This is a genomic window from Bradyrhizobium sp. Arg237L (assembly GCF_029990105.1).
Taxonomy (GTDB): domain Bacteria; phylum Pseudomonadota; class Alphaproteobacteria; order Rhizobiales; family Xanthobacteraceae; genus Bradyrhizobium.
Genome location: NZ_JAQMIL010000097.1, coordinates 1 through 14,878, shown reverse-complemented (window position 1 = coordinate 14,878; position 14,878 = coordinate 1). Strand labels below are relative to the sequence as shown.

Below are 14,878 nucleotides of genomic sequence, written 5' to 3'. Positions count from 1 at the left end.
TTCCAGCGAGTCTCACATCTCTTGTCAGAAAGTTTTATGCGATGGCCCTATCGAGCATGACCGGTTTTGCCCGAAGCCATGGCGCGAGCGGCCCCTACACCTTCGAGTGGGAACTGAAGTCGGTCAATGCCAAGGGCTTTGACTTGCGGCTGCGGCTGCCGCCAGGCTGGGACGAGCTTGAGGCCGTGGTGAAGAAGCGCGCGAGCGAAGTGCTGTCGCGTGGAACTGTCTATGCCAATCTCAATGTCAAGCGCGCCAACGCCGTGTCGGCGGTGCGCATCAACGAAGACGTGCTGGCCTCGATCGTGAAGGTCGCGGGCGAACTGGCGCAGAAGATTGACGCGGTGGCGCCGAGCATTGACGGGCTGCTCGGCATCAAGGGCGTGATCGAGGTGGTCGAGCCGGAAAGCGACGAGGCCGAGGACAAGGCGGCAAGAGAGGCCGTCGCGCTGGCCTTCGAGCAGGCGCTGGTCCATCTGGTTGAGATGCGCCGCCGCGAGGGTACGGCGCTCGGGCAAGTGCTGATGCAGCGGATGGACGAGATCGAACAGCTCGCCAAGAAGGCGGAAGCGGCACCGGGCCGCAAGCCGGAGGCGATCCGCGCGCGACTTGCCGAACAGGTCGCGGCACTGCTGGAGGCCTCCGATCGATTCGATGCGGATCGGCTGAACCAGGAAGCGATCCTGATCGCGACCAAGGCCGATATCCGCGAGGAACTCGACCGCATCGCTTCCCACATCGCGCAGGCGCGTGAGATGCTCGGCAAGGGCGGACCGATCGGGCGCCGGCTGGATTTCCTGGCGCAGGAATTCAATCGCGAGGTCAATACCTGCTGCTCGAAATCGAACGATATCGAGCTCACCAATACCGGGCTCGAGATGAAGAACGTGGTCGAGCAGTTCCGCGAGCAGGTTCAGAATCTGGAGTGAGGCATGACGGCGGCCCAAGGTGAGGCCCAAGGAGAGGCTCAAGGGTTCGACGGGGTCGAGCGGCGCGGCCTGATGTTCGTGCTGTCGTCGCCGTCGGGCGCCGGCAAGACCACGCTGTCGCGCATGCTAGTTGCCGAGACGCCTGCGCTGCAGATGTCGGTATCGGCGACCACGCGTCAAAAACGGCCAGGCGAGGTCGAGGGCAGAGACTACTATTTTGTCAATCAGACCCGCTTCGATGAAATGGTCGCAAACGGTGAATTGCTCGAATATGCGACGGTGTTCGGCAATTGCTACGGAACCCCGCGTGCTCCGGTCGAGGCTGCGCTTTCATCGGGTAAGGATGTGCTGTTCGATATCGATTGGCAAGGCACGCAGCAATTGCGCAGCCGTTCGCCGAACGACGTTGTCAGCGTGTTTATCCTTCCACCTTCGGTGGCGGCGCTGGAGCAGCGCTTACATACACGCGCACAGGATTCTGACGAAATCATTCGAGGTCGAATGAAAAAGGCCGGCGACGAGATGAGTCGTTTCGACGCTTACGACTACATCGTCGTCAATGATAACATCGGGATCGCCTTCGAATCTGTTAAATCGATCCTACGAGCAGAGCAACTCAAGCGCGAACGACAGATTGGTCTAACGGAGTTCGTGCGCAACCTGCGGCGCCAGCTCGAGAAGTAATCAATTAGGCGGTCGCGCTTTTCGCCAGACGCGCCAGCATTTCCTTGATCTCCCGCTGCGTATCTTCAAACGAGGGCTCTGGCTGTTCCGCTTCGATGCGAGGCGCTCGCGGCGGTTCGACCGGACGCGGCGAACTCTCCTTGTGCTGGGCGGCCAGTTGCGGGGCGCGCTCGGCATGATCGCGGTCCCAGGGCGCGCGCCATTCATTGTCGACCTCGTAGGGCGGTGCGCCCGTACGGTTGAGTCGGAAGATGAGGCCGCCGACCAGGCCGGCGAGCGCAAGTGTGCCTGCCATGATGAACAACAGCGTCGAGGTTGATTGCTTCTCAACCGTCGAATGCGCGGTTGCGGCGGGTGCCGGCGGCGGCGCGGGTTGCGGCGCCGCCTCGGGCTCTTCCTGTGGGCTCACGGCCGTATCAGCGGCGGCGACCTTGCTGCCGCCGGATGCGGCCATGCTCGATTGGTCAAGCCAGCGTGCCGAAACCAGCGAGCCGGAGGCGGGTGCGCCGACGGAGGGGGGCGCGTTGTCGAGGGCGGAGGCGGGCTTCTGTTTGGTGTCCGCCTGCGATGAAGTCAGCTCAGCGCGCGCATCTGCGACCGACGGGCTGATGCTGGCCGCCGGCTGGGGCGGGTTGGCGGCTTCGGCCGGCGGCGGGGATTCCTGCTGTACAGGCGCGGCCTTCGCCGCCTTGCTGCTCCCTTCGCGGACATACCAGCATTTGCGCTTGGTGGAGCGCTCAAGGCGATAATACCAATGGCTTCCTGCAGGCGCGGTCCCCTGTGGAGCCGACAGGCAACTGTCGGCAGTCTTGGCGCTGTCGGCACTCTCGGTACCGTTTTCCGCTCCGGCGGTGAAGCTGGCACCCGCCAGCATCGTAGCAACAAGTGCTGAAATGAATTGGGCGGTACGCTTTGACATCTACATCCCCGATAACACCGGCTACCCCTTAACCCCTAACTCTCGGTAGGAAGTTGGGTGGCAATGCGCCGCAAATCCGGAGCGGGTGGGGCTTAATTGCGGCTCGCCGGCCGCCTCAATTGCGGCAGATCGGGGCATCGGGGATGCACCGACAGCTATTGCTTTGAAGCGGTCCAGCGGCCGACCCAGCAGTCGGACTGGCGAAAACTTCCCGAGCCGGAACGGCTTGAGATGCGGCCGGTGCTGATCAAGGTGATCCAGTTGGCAGCACCGTTCGGACCGATGCTGCCGTTCTGGCCTATATCGTGATCTAGTTCTTCAGAACGATGCGTCCGACGACCTTGCCCGCGCGCAACTGGTCGATCCACTTCTGGACGTCGGCCATCGGTTCTTCCCGCATCGGCGTCGGCTTGATCTTGCCGGCGCGCGCGAGCGCCATCAATTCCTGGGCCTCGGCCAGCGTTCCCACCATGAAGCCCTCGATGGTCATGCGCTTGTAGACCCATTGCACCATCGGCAGGCTGAAAGTACCGCCCATCAGGCCGGAGACCACGATCTTGCCGCCGCGCGCCAGCACGGAGACTGCGAACGCCATGGACTTCTCGTTGCCGGCGAAATCGACGACTTCGTCAAATCCGCCTTCGGTCTCTTTCAGGATACGCTTGAAGACATCGGGCTCGGCCGGGTCGTAGGCGACTGCTGCACCGTTCTGCAGCGCAGTCTCGCGCGCGGCCGGGCTGAGGTCGGCAACCGAGATCGGTTGCTTGAACATCGCCTGCGCGAACGAGAGCCCCATCATGCCGACGCCGCCGAGGCCGATCAGCAGCAGGTTGCGCTTCCGCGGGCGATCCACCAATCGTTTCAGCGCACCGTAGGCGGTGATGCCTGAGCACATCAGCGTGGCCGCCTGATTGATCGGCAGCGGATCGTAGTCGAGCAGGTATTTTGCATCGGGCACCAGCACATGGCTAGCGAAGCCGCCATCGATGGACACGCCCAGGAAACGCTGCTTGACGCAGAGGTTCTCGTCGCCGTTCAGGCAATCGCGGCACTGGCCGCAGCCGATCCACGGAAAAACGGCCTTCTTTTTCCCGATCAGGTCAGCCGGAACATCGGGACCGGCTTCCGCGACGACACCCGCGATTTCGTGGCCGAGCGTGAAGGGCAGCGTCATGCCGCGTGTTGTGTCGAGCTTCTTGCCGCCGCCGAGATCGGCGTAGCCATCCTGGATGTGCAGGTCGGAATGGCAGAGCCCGCAACGCTCGATGCGGACCAGGACTTCGCGTCCTTCTGGCTTCGGCGTCTCGACGATGGTCTCGCACAACGGCGCATCAAATTTGACGAGGGACTGGCGTACCATTTGCGCCATGGCGTTCACTCCTTAGGCAATGTTCGATGTTGTGTTTCTTATATTGGCCAATTCACGGGCCATGGCAACAAAGCCGGAGATGGGAATAGTTTCGGCGCGGCGGGTGGTATCGATATTTGCCGCCGCAGCGAGCCGGGCTGGATCGACCGAAAGCGACTTCAGGCTCTGGCGCAGCATCTTGCGGCGCTGGCCGAAGGCTGCGGCCGCCACCTGTTCCAGCGCACGGCGGTCGCAAGGCTCTGGCGCGGCGCGTGGTATCAATCGTACCAGCGACGAGGTGACCTTCGGCTGCGGCACGAAGGCCGACGGCGAAATGTCGAACAGGATCTTTGTTTCGGCGCGCCAGTTGGCGAGCACGGCAAGCCGGCCATAGGCCTCGCCGTTCTCCTGCGCGACGATCCGCTCGGCGACCTCGCGCTGGAACATCAGCACCATCATGTCGTACCAGGGCGGCCAGGGTTCGATCGACAGCCAGTCGACCAGAAGCTGGGTCGCGATGTTGTAGGGCAGGTTGGCAACGATCTTTGCCTTGCCGCCATCGAGCAGGGGACGGGGATCGAACTGCTGCGCGTCGGCATGCACGATCTCGAGCCGTCCCGGGTATCGCTTGACGATGTAATCGAGCGCAGCCAGCGCGCGTTCGTCGCGCTCGATGGCAATCACGCGTCTTGCGCCGAGCGCGAGCAGCGCCCGGGTCAATCCGCCTGGGCCGGGGCCGACCTCGATCACGGTCGAGTCCTCAAGCGGACCTGCGGCGCGGGCGATCCGCGCGGTGAGATTGAGGTCGAGCAGGAAATTCTGGCCCAGCGACTTGCGCGCCGACAAGGAGTGTTCGCGAATGATGTCGCGCAGCGGCGGCAGATCGTCGATCGCGCTCATTCAGGCTTTGTCGCGGCCATCCTCGCGGCCAGTCGCAGCGCCGCGATCAGGCTCGACGGATTGGCGCGGCCGGTGCCGGCGATGTCGAATGCCGTGCCGTGATCCGGCGAGGTCCGGATGAACGGCAGGCCCAGCGTGACATTGACCGCGTCATCGAACGCGATGGTCTTGATCGGGATCAGCGCCTGGTCGTGATACATGCAGATCGCGCAGTCATAGGTGGCGCGCGCCGCCTTGTGGAATAGCGTGTCCGCCGGCAGCGGTCCGCGGACGTCGATACCTTCGCTGCGCAGAATCTCGACAGCCGGCGCCACGATCTCGATATCTTCGGTGCCGAGCGTGCCGTCTTCGCCGGCATGCGGATTGAGGCCCGACATTGCGAGGCGCGGGCGGGAAAGCCCGAAGCGTGCCTTCATGTCGGCCACCACGATGCGGGCCGTCGAGACGATCAAGTCCGTCGTGAGCAATGCGAGCGCTTCGCGCAGCGAAAGGTGGATCGTCACGGGCACGACGGCGAGTTCGGGCGACCACAGCATCATCACGGGCTGCGGCGCGACCCCGTCCTTGGCCGCGAGCTCGGCCAGGAATTCGGTATGGCCGGGGTGACCGAAGCCAGCGCGATAGAGCACGTTCTTGGCGATCGGGTTGGTGACGACAGCGGCGGCCTTGCCGGCCATGACGTCGGCGACCGCGCGCCGGATCGAGGATAGCGCGGCATCCGCGCTGGTCGCATCCGGCGTGCCGGGCCGCGCCGTCGCCGGCTTGCCGGCCGGAACGACAGGCAAGGCTCGCGCGAACGTGCTAAGCGCTTCTTCGGGGGAGGCATCGGCAAGCTCGACCGCAAGGCCAAGACGGTGAGCACGCTCAGCGAGAAAATCGCGGTCGCCGAGCAGGTAAAACGGCGGAAGCTTCAGTTCATCACGCCGCAACCACGCGGCAAGCGCAATGTCGGGGCCAATACCTGCGGGTTCGCCGGATGTCAGCGCGAGGGGCTTCGACATCATCAGCGATATTCGATCATGGCCGCTTTGCGGACTTCCTGCAGATAGGATTTCGATTTCGCCTCATATTTCTGGGCGTACATCTTCTCGCGGATTTCCCTCTTCTTCGGCGAGTCGATCATCGTGGTCTTGCGACCGCACAGCACGACCATCTCCACGCCCTGCTTGGTGATCTCCGGCGGGGTCAGATGGCCGATCGGCGTCTTGTCGAGCACCTCGCGAATGCTCGGCGGGATATCGCCGGAAGTCTTGGTCACGGTGTCGCGGATCGCCGCGTTCGGTATGGTCTTGAAATAGGAGTTGGCCTCGTCGCAGCTCGTGATGCGCTCGCGCAGCCCCTCGGCTTCCTTCTTGCGCGCCTCGATCAATGCCGGCGTGGAGCCGCGCGGCACGATCAACACGATCGGCTGCATCTTGTATTCGAAGGCTTCGACCTCGGTCTTTTCGCCGCCTTCCTGCGCGGCGGCCGCGACATCCTTCTCGCCGACCTGGAGGCTTTCCTTGTAGCGGCCACGCACGAGGCTGGTCCAAACCATGTCGGCCCTGATGCGGGACTTGAGCGTGTCGGCGCGAATGCCCTGGCTCTCCAGCGACTTCGTCAGTTGCTCCGACGAGATCCGCATGCGCGCGCTCATCGCGGAATAGGATTGCTCGATGTCGGAGGAGGAGGGGTCGACGCCGAATTTCTTGGCTTCCTTGATCTTCACCTTTTCGTCGATCAGTTCCTCGATCACGTCCTGCCGCGTCGACTGCTTGTGGGTGGTCAGGAAGTTCAGCTTGGTGCGCTGCTCGATGTCGTAGTTGGTGATCGGCTCGCCATTGACCATGACGGCTACGGTCTGCGCTTTCAGCGGCGAAGTGCCGCAGAGCATCAACGCGAGCGCGATGGCGCAAGCGGGAGCGAGGGCCGAAAGGCGATGGGGCAAGGTCGTCATGGTCATCTCAGCTATATGGTCATGTCAGCCATATCAACCGATCCGCACCGAATTTCGGCGCTGCGGATCACGCTCTACTAATAGCCGCTTCCGCTGTTCGTCGTCGTCGTCGCGATCGTCCGCAGCCCGATTTGGAACATGTACGTGGTGCTGAGGATTGGCGGCGATGAGGGGGTGGAGTAGTTGTATGACCTGACAATGTTTGCGGCCAGCACGAAACAGTCGTCCACATAGCCGGCGCCGATGACGTACTGGTTGATCTTGTTCGCTTCAAGGTCCCAACGCGCCGAGCCGGACACCACCCAGTTCGAGGCGACCTTGACCGAGGCGCTGGTCAGGATGCCTTCGCGACGGGTCAGATAGCCGAGTTCCGGTTGGGCCGCGTAGTTGCCGTAGAGCAGGCTGACCGACCAACGATCGAAGTTTGCGCGTCCCTCGGCCTCGAAGCGGTTGATGTTCCAGGTCGCCTCGTCCATCCGCGAGCGGACGCTGAACGTGTAGGTCCGGTTGGGCGAATAGCTGACGCTGCCGACATAGTCGGATGCGGCATGCTGCAGGCCCGAATCGAGGCCGGTATTGGTCGCATCGGCGACCGCGAACGAGTTCAGGCCGAACAACTGGTAGGACTGTCCGAACAGCACCTTGACGGCACCGCCCCGATCGAACTGGGTGGTCGCCTGCACGCCGACGTTGGCACGGCCGCCGCCCTCGACACGGTCGTAGCCGGAGAACTTGTCGACGGAGAACAGGTTGCTGGTGTCGAACACGAGGCTCTGCGCGTCCTCGTTCGGCAGCTTGCCGGCATAGGTCTCGTTCGGGCGGATGATGACCTGCGCCATCGGCTCGAGCGTGGTGGTGCCCCACGGCTGCACGTTGATGAACGGGTACCGATATTCAAGGCCGATGGTCGGCATCGCGCGCAGCGCCTGCGTCTCGCCGACGGGAAGGAAGTTCGAGACACCAGGCTGGTTCGAGATCGAGGCATCGATCGCGTCGGCGCGAAGGATCGCGAACGGTGTCCAGATCTGGCCGATCGGGTCGGTGTACGATCGCCGCCATTGAGCTTCGGCCGTCAGGCGCGTGTAGGTGCCGGGGAAGCCGCGCAGCAGGCACTGCGAGGGCATCCGGGCCAGCGGATCGGCGGATGCCGTGGTGCACAGGCCGGCGGTGTTGGCGAGCGTCGTGATCGGGTCGAAGACCGCCTGGTCGCGCGTCAGGCTGGTGAAGTTCACCTTGTAGCCGAACTCGCCGCCGAAGATCGGGCTGTTGATCACATTGTTATAGTCGATCACCGGATGGACCACTGGCACCTGGCTCTGGTTGCCAGAGTAGCTCAGGTAATAGATCGTGCGCGCATCGAAGAAGCTGCGATTGCCGACGCCGGTCAAGTAGAGCTGCGAGATCGCTTCCGTCGGCAGGCTCAGGAACGACGCGTAGGGGTCCCGGTACTGGCCAAGCCGATAGTCCTGGAAGAAGAAGTAGTCGGAGAGGAGTACGCCGTCCCAGCCCCAGACCCACTTGTCGTTGATCGCGAACTGGCCCCTGGTATCGATGCCGCCGCGGAACTGGCGGTCGCCCGGCTGGTTGGCGAAGGCGCCGGGGTCGAGCTGGTCGATGCCATAGGCGCGGATCGAGTAGGAGCCGTCCAGCAGGCGCTGGCGGAATTCACCCTGGAGCAGGACGCCCTGGCGCGTCGTAAAGCGCGGGTTGAACGTCGCGTCATAGTCGGGGGCGAGCGCGAAATAATAGGGGATCTCGACGCCGTAGCCATAGGCCGTCGCCTGGCTGGGGCTCGCCATCAGGAAGCCGCTCTTGCGCTTCACCGTCGGGTCCGGAGTCGAGAAGTAGGGCATGTACGCCAACGGAACGCCGAAGAATTCGAGCTGGGCGTTCTCGAAATAGAGCATCTTCTCGGTCTGGTTATGGATGATGCGGGCGCCCTTGACCTGCCACAGCGGCGGCTTCTTCGGGTCGTCCTTGCACGGCGCGCAGGCCGTATAGACGCCGTTCTCGAACACCGTGTAGTTGCCAGCGGAGCGGTCGGCGCGGGTCGCCGCCATGCGCGTCTGATCCTCGGTGTCGACGCGCAGCGAATCGACGAAACCATCCCGGTAATCGTCGCTGAGATCCATGATGTTGGCGTAGGTGATCTTGCCCTGCGCATCCGTGAAGCGGATGTTGCCCTCGGCATGCAGACGCTTGGTCTTCTGGTCGTAGATGACCTTGTCGGCCTCGACGCTGGTGCCGTTGTAGAACATCTGCACGTTGCCGACTGCGGAGACGCGCTGATTGTTGTAGTCGTAATCGACTTCGGTCGCCTGCACGAGCATCTGCCCGTCATTCCGGGGCGGGGCCGGAGTCGGTTTCGGCGGCCGCGGATTGTAGGTGAAGCTCTGCGCGGCGGCGGGCGTCGTCAGGCCAGCGCCGATCGTCGCCGTAAGAATGAATCCAACGGTCAAGGTTAGTAGGAAGCCGGCCAAGCGAGTCCGCTGACGGCGCACGATACTGCGCCGCCTGAACGCAGGCGACTCCAACTGGCGGGCGGCGACAACGGCCACTACCCGTCCTCCTGATATAGCAAGGCCAAGAAACCGGTGAGGCCGCCCACGCACACGGGTAGCCACGCCGCAGCGATGGGATGCATCAACTCAGCCTTGCTCAAATCTTCAGTTACTTTCGAAAGCACGTAGAGCAGAAAGCCCGCACCCACGCCACTTAAAACCATCTTTTGCACGCCGCCGAACCGGAAGAAGCGCAAGCTGACCGAAGCGGCCAAAAGCACCATCGCAGCCAGCAAAAACGGCTGTGCAATGAGCTTGTGATACTGCAGCCGGTAGCCGGCGGTCGCGAAGCCCGAGCTCTCCGACGAGCGGATGTAGTTCGGTAGTTGCCAAAACGACACAGTTTCCGGGGTGGAAAAGCTGTTGCGGACCTGGGCCGGGGTCAGCGTCGTGGCCAGGTAGAAGCTCTCCTGGTCGATCGGAGGCTTGTCGAGGGAGTATCGACGTACTCCTTTGAACACCCAGCGGCCCTCTTCGAGCGAGGCTTCGCGAGCTTCGATTCGCTCCTTGAACTGCAGGCTGGTGTCGAATCGGAATACGGTCAGCCCGGTCAGGCGCACGCCCTGCTGCTCGCTGCGGGCGGCGTTGATGATCGACTGGCCATCGCTGTTGACCTGGTTGAGCCAGAAGCCAGAGGCGTCCTGGATGCCGCCGCCGGGCGCCGAGCCGAACAGCTCAGCTTCCATCTGCTTGGAGAGCTCGCGCAGGTTTGCCGACATCGGATTGTAAGCGGTGGTCGCCGCGATCCCCAGCACGATCGCGCTCGCCAGCGCGGGGGAGATGAACTGCCAGGCCGAAACGCCGGCGGCGCGCGCGACCACGAGCTCGAGCCGGCGCGACAGCGCGAGATAGCAGGTCATGGCCCCGATCAGCACGCAGAACGGCATCAGCTTCTCGAGTAGCTGCGGGACGCGGAACAGCGAGGTCTCGGCGACCGTGATCGCGGAGGCCGTGACCAGTCCGGAGGTCTTGCGCACCATCTCGATGTAGTCGACGAGGACGAGCAGCACGAAGATGCCGACGAACACTCCGACGGCCGAGATCACGAAGCGGCCGGCGAAATAGCGCCCGAGTGTGTTGGTGACCATGCTCATGCGGTGGCCGGCCTTCCGAACAGGCGGGCGATCCGCGCATTCGACTTGTTGATGGCCTCGATCAATCCGGGCGGCGGCTCCACCACCACGCCGCCGATGATCATCCAGAGCCCGACGCCGATGCCAGCGAGCAGCATCAGATATTGTGCGCCGACCGCAAGCGACGATTTCACCGCCATCACCGAACAGGCGAATCCAGCCATGCGCAGGCCAAGCACTGCGAGAACCGAGCCGCCGATCGAGAAATTGCGACTCTGGCGCGTCGTGCGCGGCGCGCCCAGAAAGGCGAATGTGAGTGCGGCAAATGCGAACGGATAGATCGGCGCCATGAAGCGGTCGTGCAATTCGGCGCGGAACTGGCCGGATAGTTGATCAAAGGTCGGATCATCAGCCGCGGGCCAGATCAATTCCCACAGATATCGCTCGCGAATCCCCAGCGTGACGTCGCGCTGGTTGGAGAATTTCGACATGTCGAACGCGTAGCGGCCGAAGGCGACGAGGGCAGGGTCGCGCTTGCCGGCTTCGAATCGCTGCAGATTGCCGTCCTCCAGCACCAGATACGAACCATTCTCGTTCTTCAGCACCGTGCCATGGTCGGCGATGATCGTGACGCGCTCCTTGGGATCGCGGCGATCGTCGACAAAGATGCCGCCGAGCACGCCGCCCGGCAGGCGTTCGCGAATCCGAATCGTCAGATTCTGGTCGAGCTGGGCGAAGCGGCCCGGCTGGAGGATGTTGGTGAGTACGTCGGCGGTGATCTCCGCGTCCCATTGCTTGATGCGCCGCATGCCGTCGGGCGCGAGATAGGCGCCGATGAAGGCGACCAGCGCGGCGACCACGCAGGTGGCATAGAAGAAGGGACGGAACAGCCGGAATGGCGAAAAGCCCGCGGCGTTCATCACGATGATCTCGGAATCGGTCGCGAGCTTGTTCAGCGTGTGCGAGACCGCGATCATCAGCGCGATCGGCGCGATGATCAGGACGAGTGCCGGAATCACCAGACTAGTGATGCCGAGGAAGGTGATGATGGTCTGACCCTGGCTGGTCATCAGGTCGATGCCGCGCAACGCCTGGGTAATCCAGATCACGCCGGTGAGGCTGATCAGGACTACCGCAAACGACGCGAGCGTCGTGCGGAAAATATACCTGTCAATCGACCCCATCCCGTTACCGCAAGATCCCACTTGGCACGCCAAAACGCACGGCTTCCCGACCAATCCCTTCCAAGGGCTCCCCTTTTGGCCGTGCCGCTTATCCGTCCAGCCGTCACTCTCTCATTACCATCCCTTTGATCCGTCAACAAAATGGCTGAGCCAAGGCACGTCTTCCATATGGTTAATTATTCCCCTTTGTGGCGTTCCAGCCACGCCGCGCTTGGCAGTGCGGCGGCTGGCAGGCCATAGTGTTGATCAACCCCGGGGCTGACCGATCTGGACGGCCGCGAACCGACATTCCACCTACTACCCACGCCAGCCGGCTCCTGCCTGCGACAGCTCTGATTCTGGAGGAATTTGCCTATGTCCGACGCCGTAAAGGTCGGCTTTGTCCCGTTTTCCGCGCCCGTCAGGGGCCTGATGGTGGTGTTTTGCGACGAGGCACTGAAGTTCGGCGCGGCGACCGACAAGGCGCTTGGGAAGGCGGCGGAGACGGTCAAGCGGGCGGCCGCGGCCAACCAGTTCAAGGGCAAGAGCGGCGCGATTCTCGACATCCTGGCGCCGGAGGGAATCAAGGTCGAGCGCCTGATCGTTGTCGGAACCGGCAAGGCGTCGGCGCTAAAGGAGAAGGATTTTCTCAAATTCGGTGGCGTTGCCGCCGGCAAGCTGAACGCGGCGGCCGATACCGTCACCGTGATCGCCGAGTTGCCCGAGGGCGCAATGAAGGCGGAGCAGGCGGCGGCGATCGCCTCCGGTATCCGGCTCCGGGCCTATAAATTCGATCGCTACAAGACCAAGAAGAAGGACGGCGAGAACGAGCAGGTGCGTGCCGACGTCTCGATCGCGGTCGACGATGTCGCCGCCTCGAGGAAGGCGTTTGCGCCTGATGCCTCCATTGTCGAGGGCGTCGTCATTGCGCGCGACCTCGTGAACGAGCCGCCGAACGTGCTCTATCCGGAGGAGTTCGCTCGCCGCGCCAGCCAACTCCGCAAGATCGGCGTCGACGTCGAAGTGCTCGACGTCAAGGCGATGACCAAGCTCGGCATGGGCGCGCTGCTCGGCGTCGCGCAGGGCTCGGCGCGGCCCGGCCGCGTGGTGATCATGCGCTGGAACGGCGGCAAGAAGAGCGAGCAACCGGTGGCTTTCGTCGGCAAGGGCGTCTGCTTCGACACCGGCGGTATCTCGATCAAGCCGGCCGGAAGCATGGAGGACATGAAGGGCGACATGGGCGGCGCGGCCTGCGTGGTCGGGCTGATGCATGCGCTGGCCGGGCGCAAAGCCAAGGTCAACGCGGTCGGCGCCATCGGCCTTGTCGAGAACATGCCCGACGGCAACGCGCAGCGTCCCGGCGATATCGTCAAGTCGATGTCGGGCCAGACCATCGAGATCATCAACACCGACGCCGAAGGCCGGCTCGTGCTTGCCGACGTGCTCTGGTATGTGGCGAAGAAATTCAAGCCGAAGTTCATGGTTGATCTCGCGACGCTGACCGGAGCGATCATGGTCGCGCTCGGCACCGAGCATGCCGGCCTGTTCTCCAATAATGACGAGCTGGCCGATCGGCTCATCAAGGTCGGGCAGGAGACCGGCGAGCGGGTGTGGCGCATGCCGCTCGGCTCCGAATACGACAAGCTGATCGATTCGCAGTTCGCCGACATGAAGAATACCGGCGGCCGCCATGGCGGCTCGATCACCGCGGCGCAGTTCCTGCAACGTTTCGTCGACGGCACGCCCTGGGCGCATCTCGATATCGCGGGAACCGCGATGGGCGCGCCGAAGACCGACATCAACCAGAGCTGGGGTTCGGGCTACGGCGTTCGCCTGCTGGAGCGTCTGGTCGCGGACTATTACGAGGCCAAGAAATAGCCTGATATGACCGAGGTCCTGTTCTACCATCTGCAGGGCATGTCGCTGGAGAGCGTGCTGCCGCCGCTGCTCGAGAAATCGCTGGAGCGCGGCTGGCGCGTGGTCGTGCAATCGACGTCACCGGAGCGCGCCGAGGCGCTCGACGCGCACTTATGGACCTACAGCGACGATTCCTTCCTGCCGCATGCCACCTGGCGTGTCGCCGATGCATCGGATCAGCCGATCATCCTTTCGATCGACGACGGTAATCCGAACCGCGCCAATGTGCGCTTCCTGGTCGACAACGCGGCGATGCCCGAAGATAGCGGCAGCTATGAGCGGCTGGTGCTGGTGTTCAACGGCGACGACGCCGAGGCTGTGGCGGCGGCGCGCGCGAGCTGGACTGCCTGCAAGGCGCGCGGATTCGATGTGACCTATTGGCAGACCGATGAGCGGGGCCGCTGGCAGCGCCGGCAATAGAAGGTTGCGGAATTAATGATAATTTGCACTTTGTGTCCCGGAGTCGACGCCCAGCCACGGTCATGCCGCAAAGGGATGCTCGGACAAACATTTTAGGGCAAAGGCGCGCGCCGCGCGTAAGGCTTGGGGTATCGCTTCGCGCAAAAAAGCGCGGCGGGACAAGAGGGTAGAGACGGGAGCCCAATCGATCGTGCGAGATGGAACACTTATTCGGAAACCGCTGGTGGCCCTGCTGCTGCTTGCGCCGGTCATCTCCGGCTGTTCCGGCGGCTCGAATATTTTCGGGGGCTCGGATATTTTCTCGAGGGATGCCGAGTGGTTCTCGCGGCCTGGCCGGGTGTTCATCCGCAACATTTCGATCGAGACCCCGCCGCTGACGCCGACCAAGCCGGTCACCGCAGAGGACATGGTCAGCGCCGAGGGCGGATGCCCGGGCATGGCGCCGGCGGGGCCTGCGAATGCCAATGCGCTCGCGGACGGCGCCGGTGGCGCACCACCGCCGCAGAGTACCGGGACGGTCGCGCTCGGACATACCGAGTGCGATGTGGTCCGCGGCATCGGCGCGCCCGACAATGTCGGTCTTTCCAAAAATGAACGCGGCGATCGCGTCGCCGTCGTCACTTATACGCACGGGCCGCGCGCCGGCATCTACACCTTCACCTCCGGCCGCCTGTCGTCGATCGAGCGCATTGACGTGCCCGCGCCGCAGCCGAAGCCCGGCAAGCCGAAGGCGAAGAAGCACGCGGCGACGTGAGGCCGGCGAACTTGTAGGGTGGGCAAAGCGTAGCGTGCCCACCATCAAGTGCACCGCCCGCAATGGTGGGCACGCTACGCTTTGCCCACCCTACAGCTTCGCCGCGAGTTATGATTCAATTTTCAAACAGCCGAGGGGTGTGAGTCTGCATTCTCGCGGCGCGATGCGCCCGAGCTTTGCTTCACTTTCCACCCTCCTCGAAGACAGAGGGCGCAGGGAAAGCCGGGTGCTGGTTGCACCCGTGGGTCCCGTGCAACAAAAAGCACGGGGGTAG

General features: G+C 63.4%; 14 protein-coding genes. 6 read left to right on the top strand and 8 right to left on the bottom strand.

From position 1 onward, the window contains the following. The first annotated feature begins 41 nt into the window (after positions 1-41). Entirely contained in the window at positions 42-929 is an 888-nt protein-coding gene (locus OZ411_RS38545; protein WP_282532129.1) for a YicC/YloC family endoribonuclease, read from the top strand. A gap of 3 nt (positions 930-932) precedes the next feature. Next, on the top strand, positions 933-1,613 hold the full coding sequence (gmk, locus tag OZ411_RS38540) for a guanylate kinase (RefSeq protein WP_282532128.1): 681 nt from the start codon (positions 933-935) through the stop codon (positions 1,611-1,613). 4 nt (positions 1,614-1,617) lie between these two features. On the opposite strand, the gene OZ411_RS38535 is transcribed toward gmk, so the two are convergent. Further along, positions 1,618-2,532, bottom strand: a complete 915-nt coding sequence (locus tag OZ411_RS38535; protein ID WP_282532127.1) for a hypothetical protein — start codon at positions 2,530-2,532, stop codon at positions 1,618-1,620. A gap of 96 nt (positions 2,533-2,628) precedes the next feature. Between OZ411_RS38535 and OZ411_RS38530 the strand changes: the two genes are divergently transcribed. Then, positions 2,629-2,841, top strand: coding sequence for a hypothetical protein (locus OZ411_RS38530; RefSeq protein ID WP_282532126.1), 213 nt, complete (start codon positions 2,629-2,631; stop codon positions 2,839-2,841). Position 2,842: 1 nt separating this feature from the next. Here the strand turns inward: OZ411_RS38530 and OZ411_RS38525 are convergent, their stop codons facing one another. From OZ411_RS38525 to lptF, 7 genes are all read right to left on the bottom strand, one after another. Next, positions 2,843-3,901 carry an alcohol dehydrogenase gene (locus OZ411_RS38525; protein WP_282532125.1) on the bottom strand — a complete coding sequence of 353 codons (1,059 nt, stop codon included), beginning with the start codon at positions 3,899-3,901 and terminating at the stop codon, positions 2,843-2,845. A 12-nt stretch (positions 3,902-3,913) separates the two neighbouring features. After that, positions 3,914-4,780 (bottom strand): 16S rRNA (adenine(1518)-N(6)/adenine(1519)-N(6))-dimethyltransferase RsmA, encoded by an 867-nt coding sequence (rsmA, locus tag OZ411_RS38520; protein ID WP_282532124.1) that lies wholly within the window; start codon positions 4,778-4,780, stop codon positions 3,914-3,916. Then, positions 4,777-5,781: a 4-hydroxythreonine-4-phosphate dehydrogenase PdxA gene (gene pdxA, locus OZ411_RS38515; RefSeq protein ID WP_282532143.1), complete on the bottom strand. Its 1,005-nt coding sequence runs from the start codon at positions 5,779-5,781 to the stop codon at positions 4,777-4,779. The genes rsmA and pdxA overlap by 4 nt, the downstream gene beginning before the upstream one ends. A gap of 2 nt (positions 5,782-5,783) precedes the next feature. Then, the gene (locus tag OZ411_RS38510) at positions 5,784-6,722 is read right to left on the bottom strand and encodes a SurA N-terminal domain-containing protein (protein WP_282532123.1); all 939 of its coding nucleotides are present in this window, start codon (positions 6,720-6,722) and stop codon (positions 5,784-5,786) included. Positions 6,723-6,793: 71 nt separating this feature from the next. After that, on the bottom strand, positions 6,794-9,175 hold the full coding sequence (locus OZ411_RS38505; RefSeq protein ID WP_282532122.1) for an LPS-assembly protein LptD: 2,382 nt from the start codon (positions 9,173-9,175) through the stop codon (positions 6,794-6,796). A 98-nt stretch (positions 9,176-9,273) separates the two neighbouring features. After that, entirely contained in the window at positions 9,274-10,371 is a 1,098-nt protein-coding gene (lptG, locus tag OZ411_RS38500) for an LPS export ABC transporter permease LptG (RefSeq protein WP_130581056.1), read from the bottom strand. After that, positions 10,368-11,534, bottom strand: coding sequence for an LPS export ABC transporter permease LptF (gene lptF, locus OZ411_RS38495; RefSeq protein WP_130581055.1), 1,167 nt, complete (start codon positions 11,532-11,534; stop codon positions 10,368-10,370). Before lptF ends, lptG begins: the two co-directional genes overlap by 4 nt. A gap of 354 nt (positions 11,535-11,888) precedes the next feature. Here lptF and OZ411_RS38490 point away from each other — a divergent pair, with 354 nt between their 5' ends. From OZ411_RS38490 to OZ411_RS38480, 3 genes are all read left to right on the top strand, one after another. Next, entirely contained in the window at positions 11,889-13,391 is a 1,503-nt protein-coding gene (locus tag OZ411_RS38490) for a leucyl aminopeptidase (protein WP_282532121.1), read from the top strand. Positions 13,392-13,397: 6 nt separating this feature from the next. Beyond that, a complete protein-coding gene (locus tag OZ411_RS38485) occupies positions 13,398-13,850 on the top strand; it encodes a DNA polymerase III subunit chi (RefSeq protein ID WP_130581054.1) in 453 nt (150 codons plus the stop codon). Positions 13,851-14,073: 223 nt separating this feature from the next. After that, a complete protein-coding gene (locus OZ411_RS38480; RefSeq protein WP_282532120.1) occupies positions 14,074-14,604 on the top strand; it encodes a hypothetical protein in 531 nt (176 codons plus the stop codon). Positions 14,605-14,878: the final 274 nt, after the last annotated feature.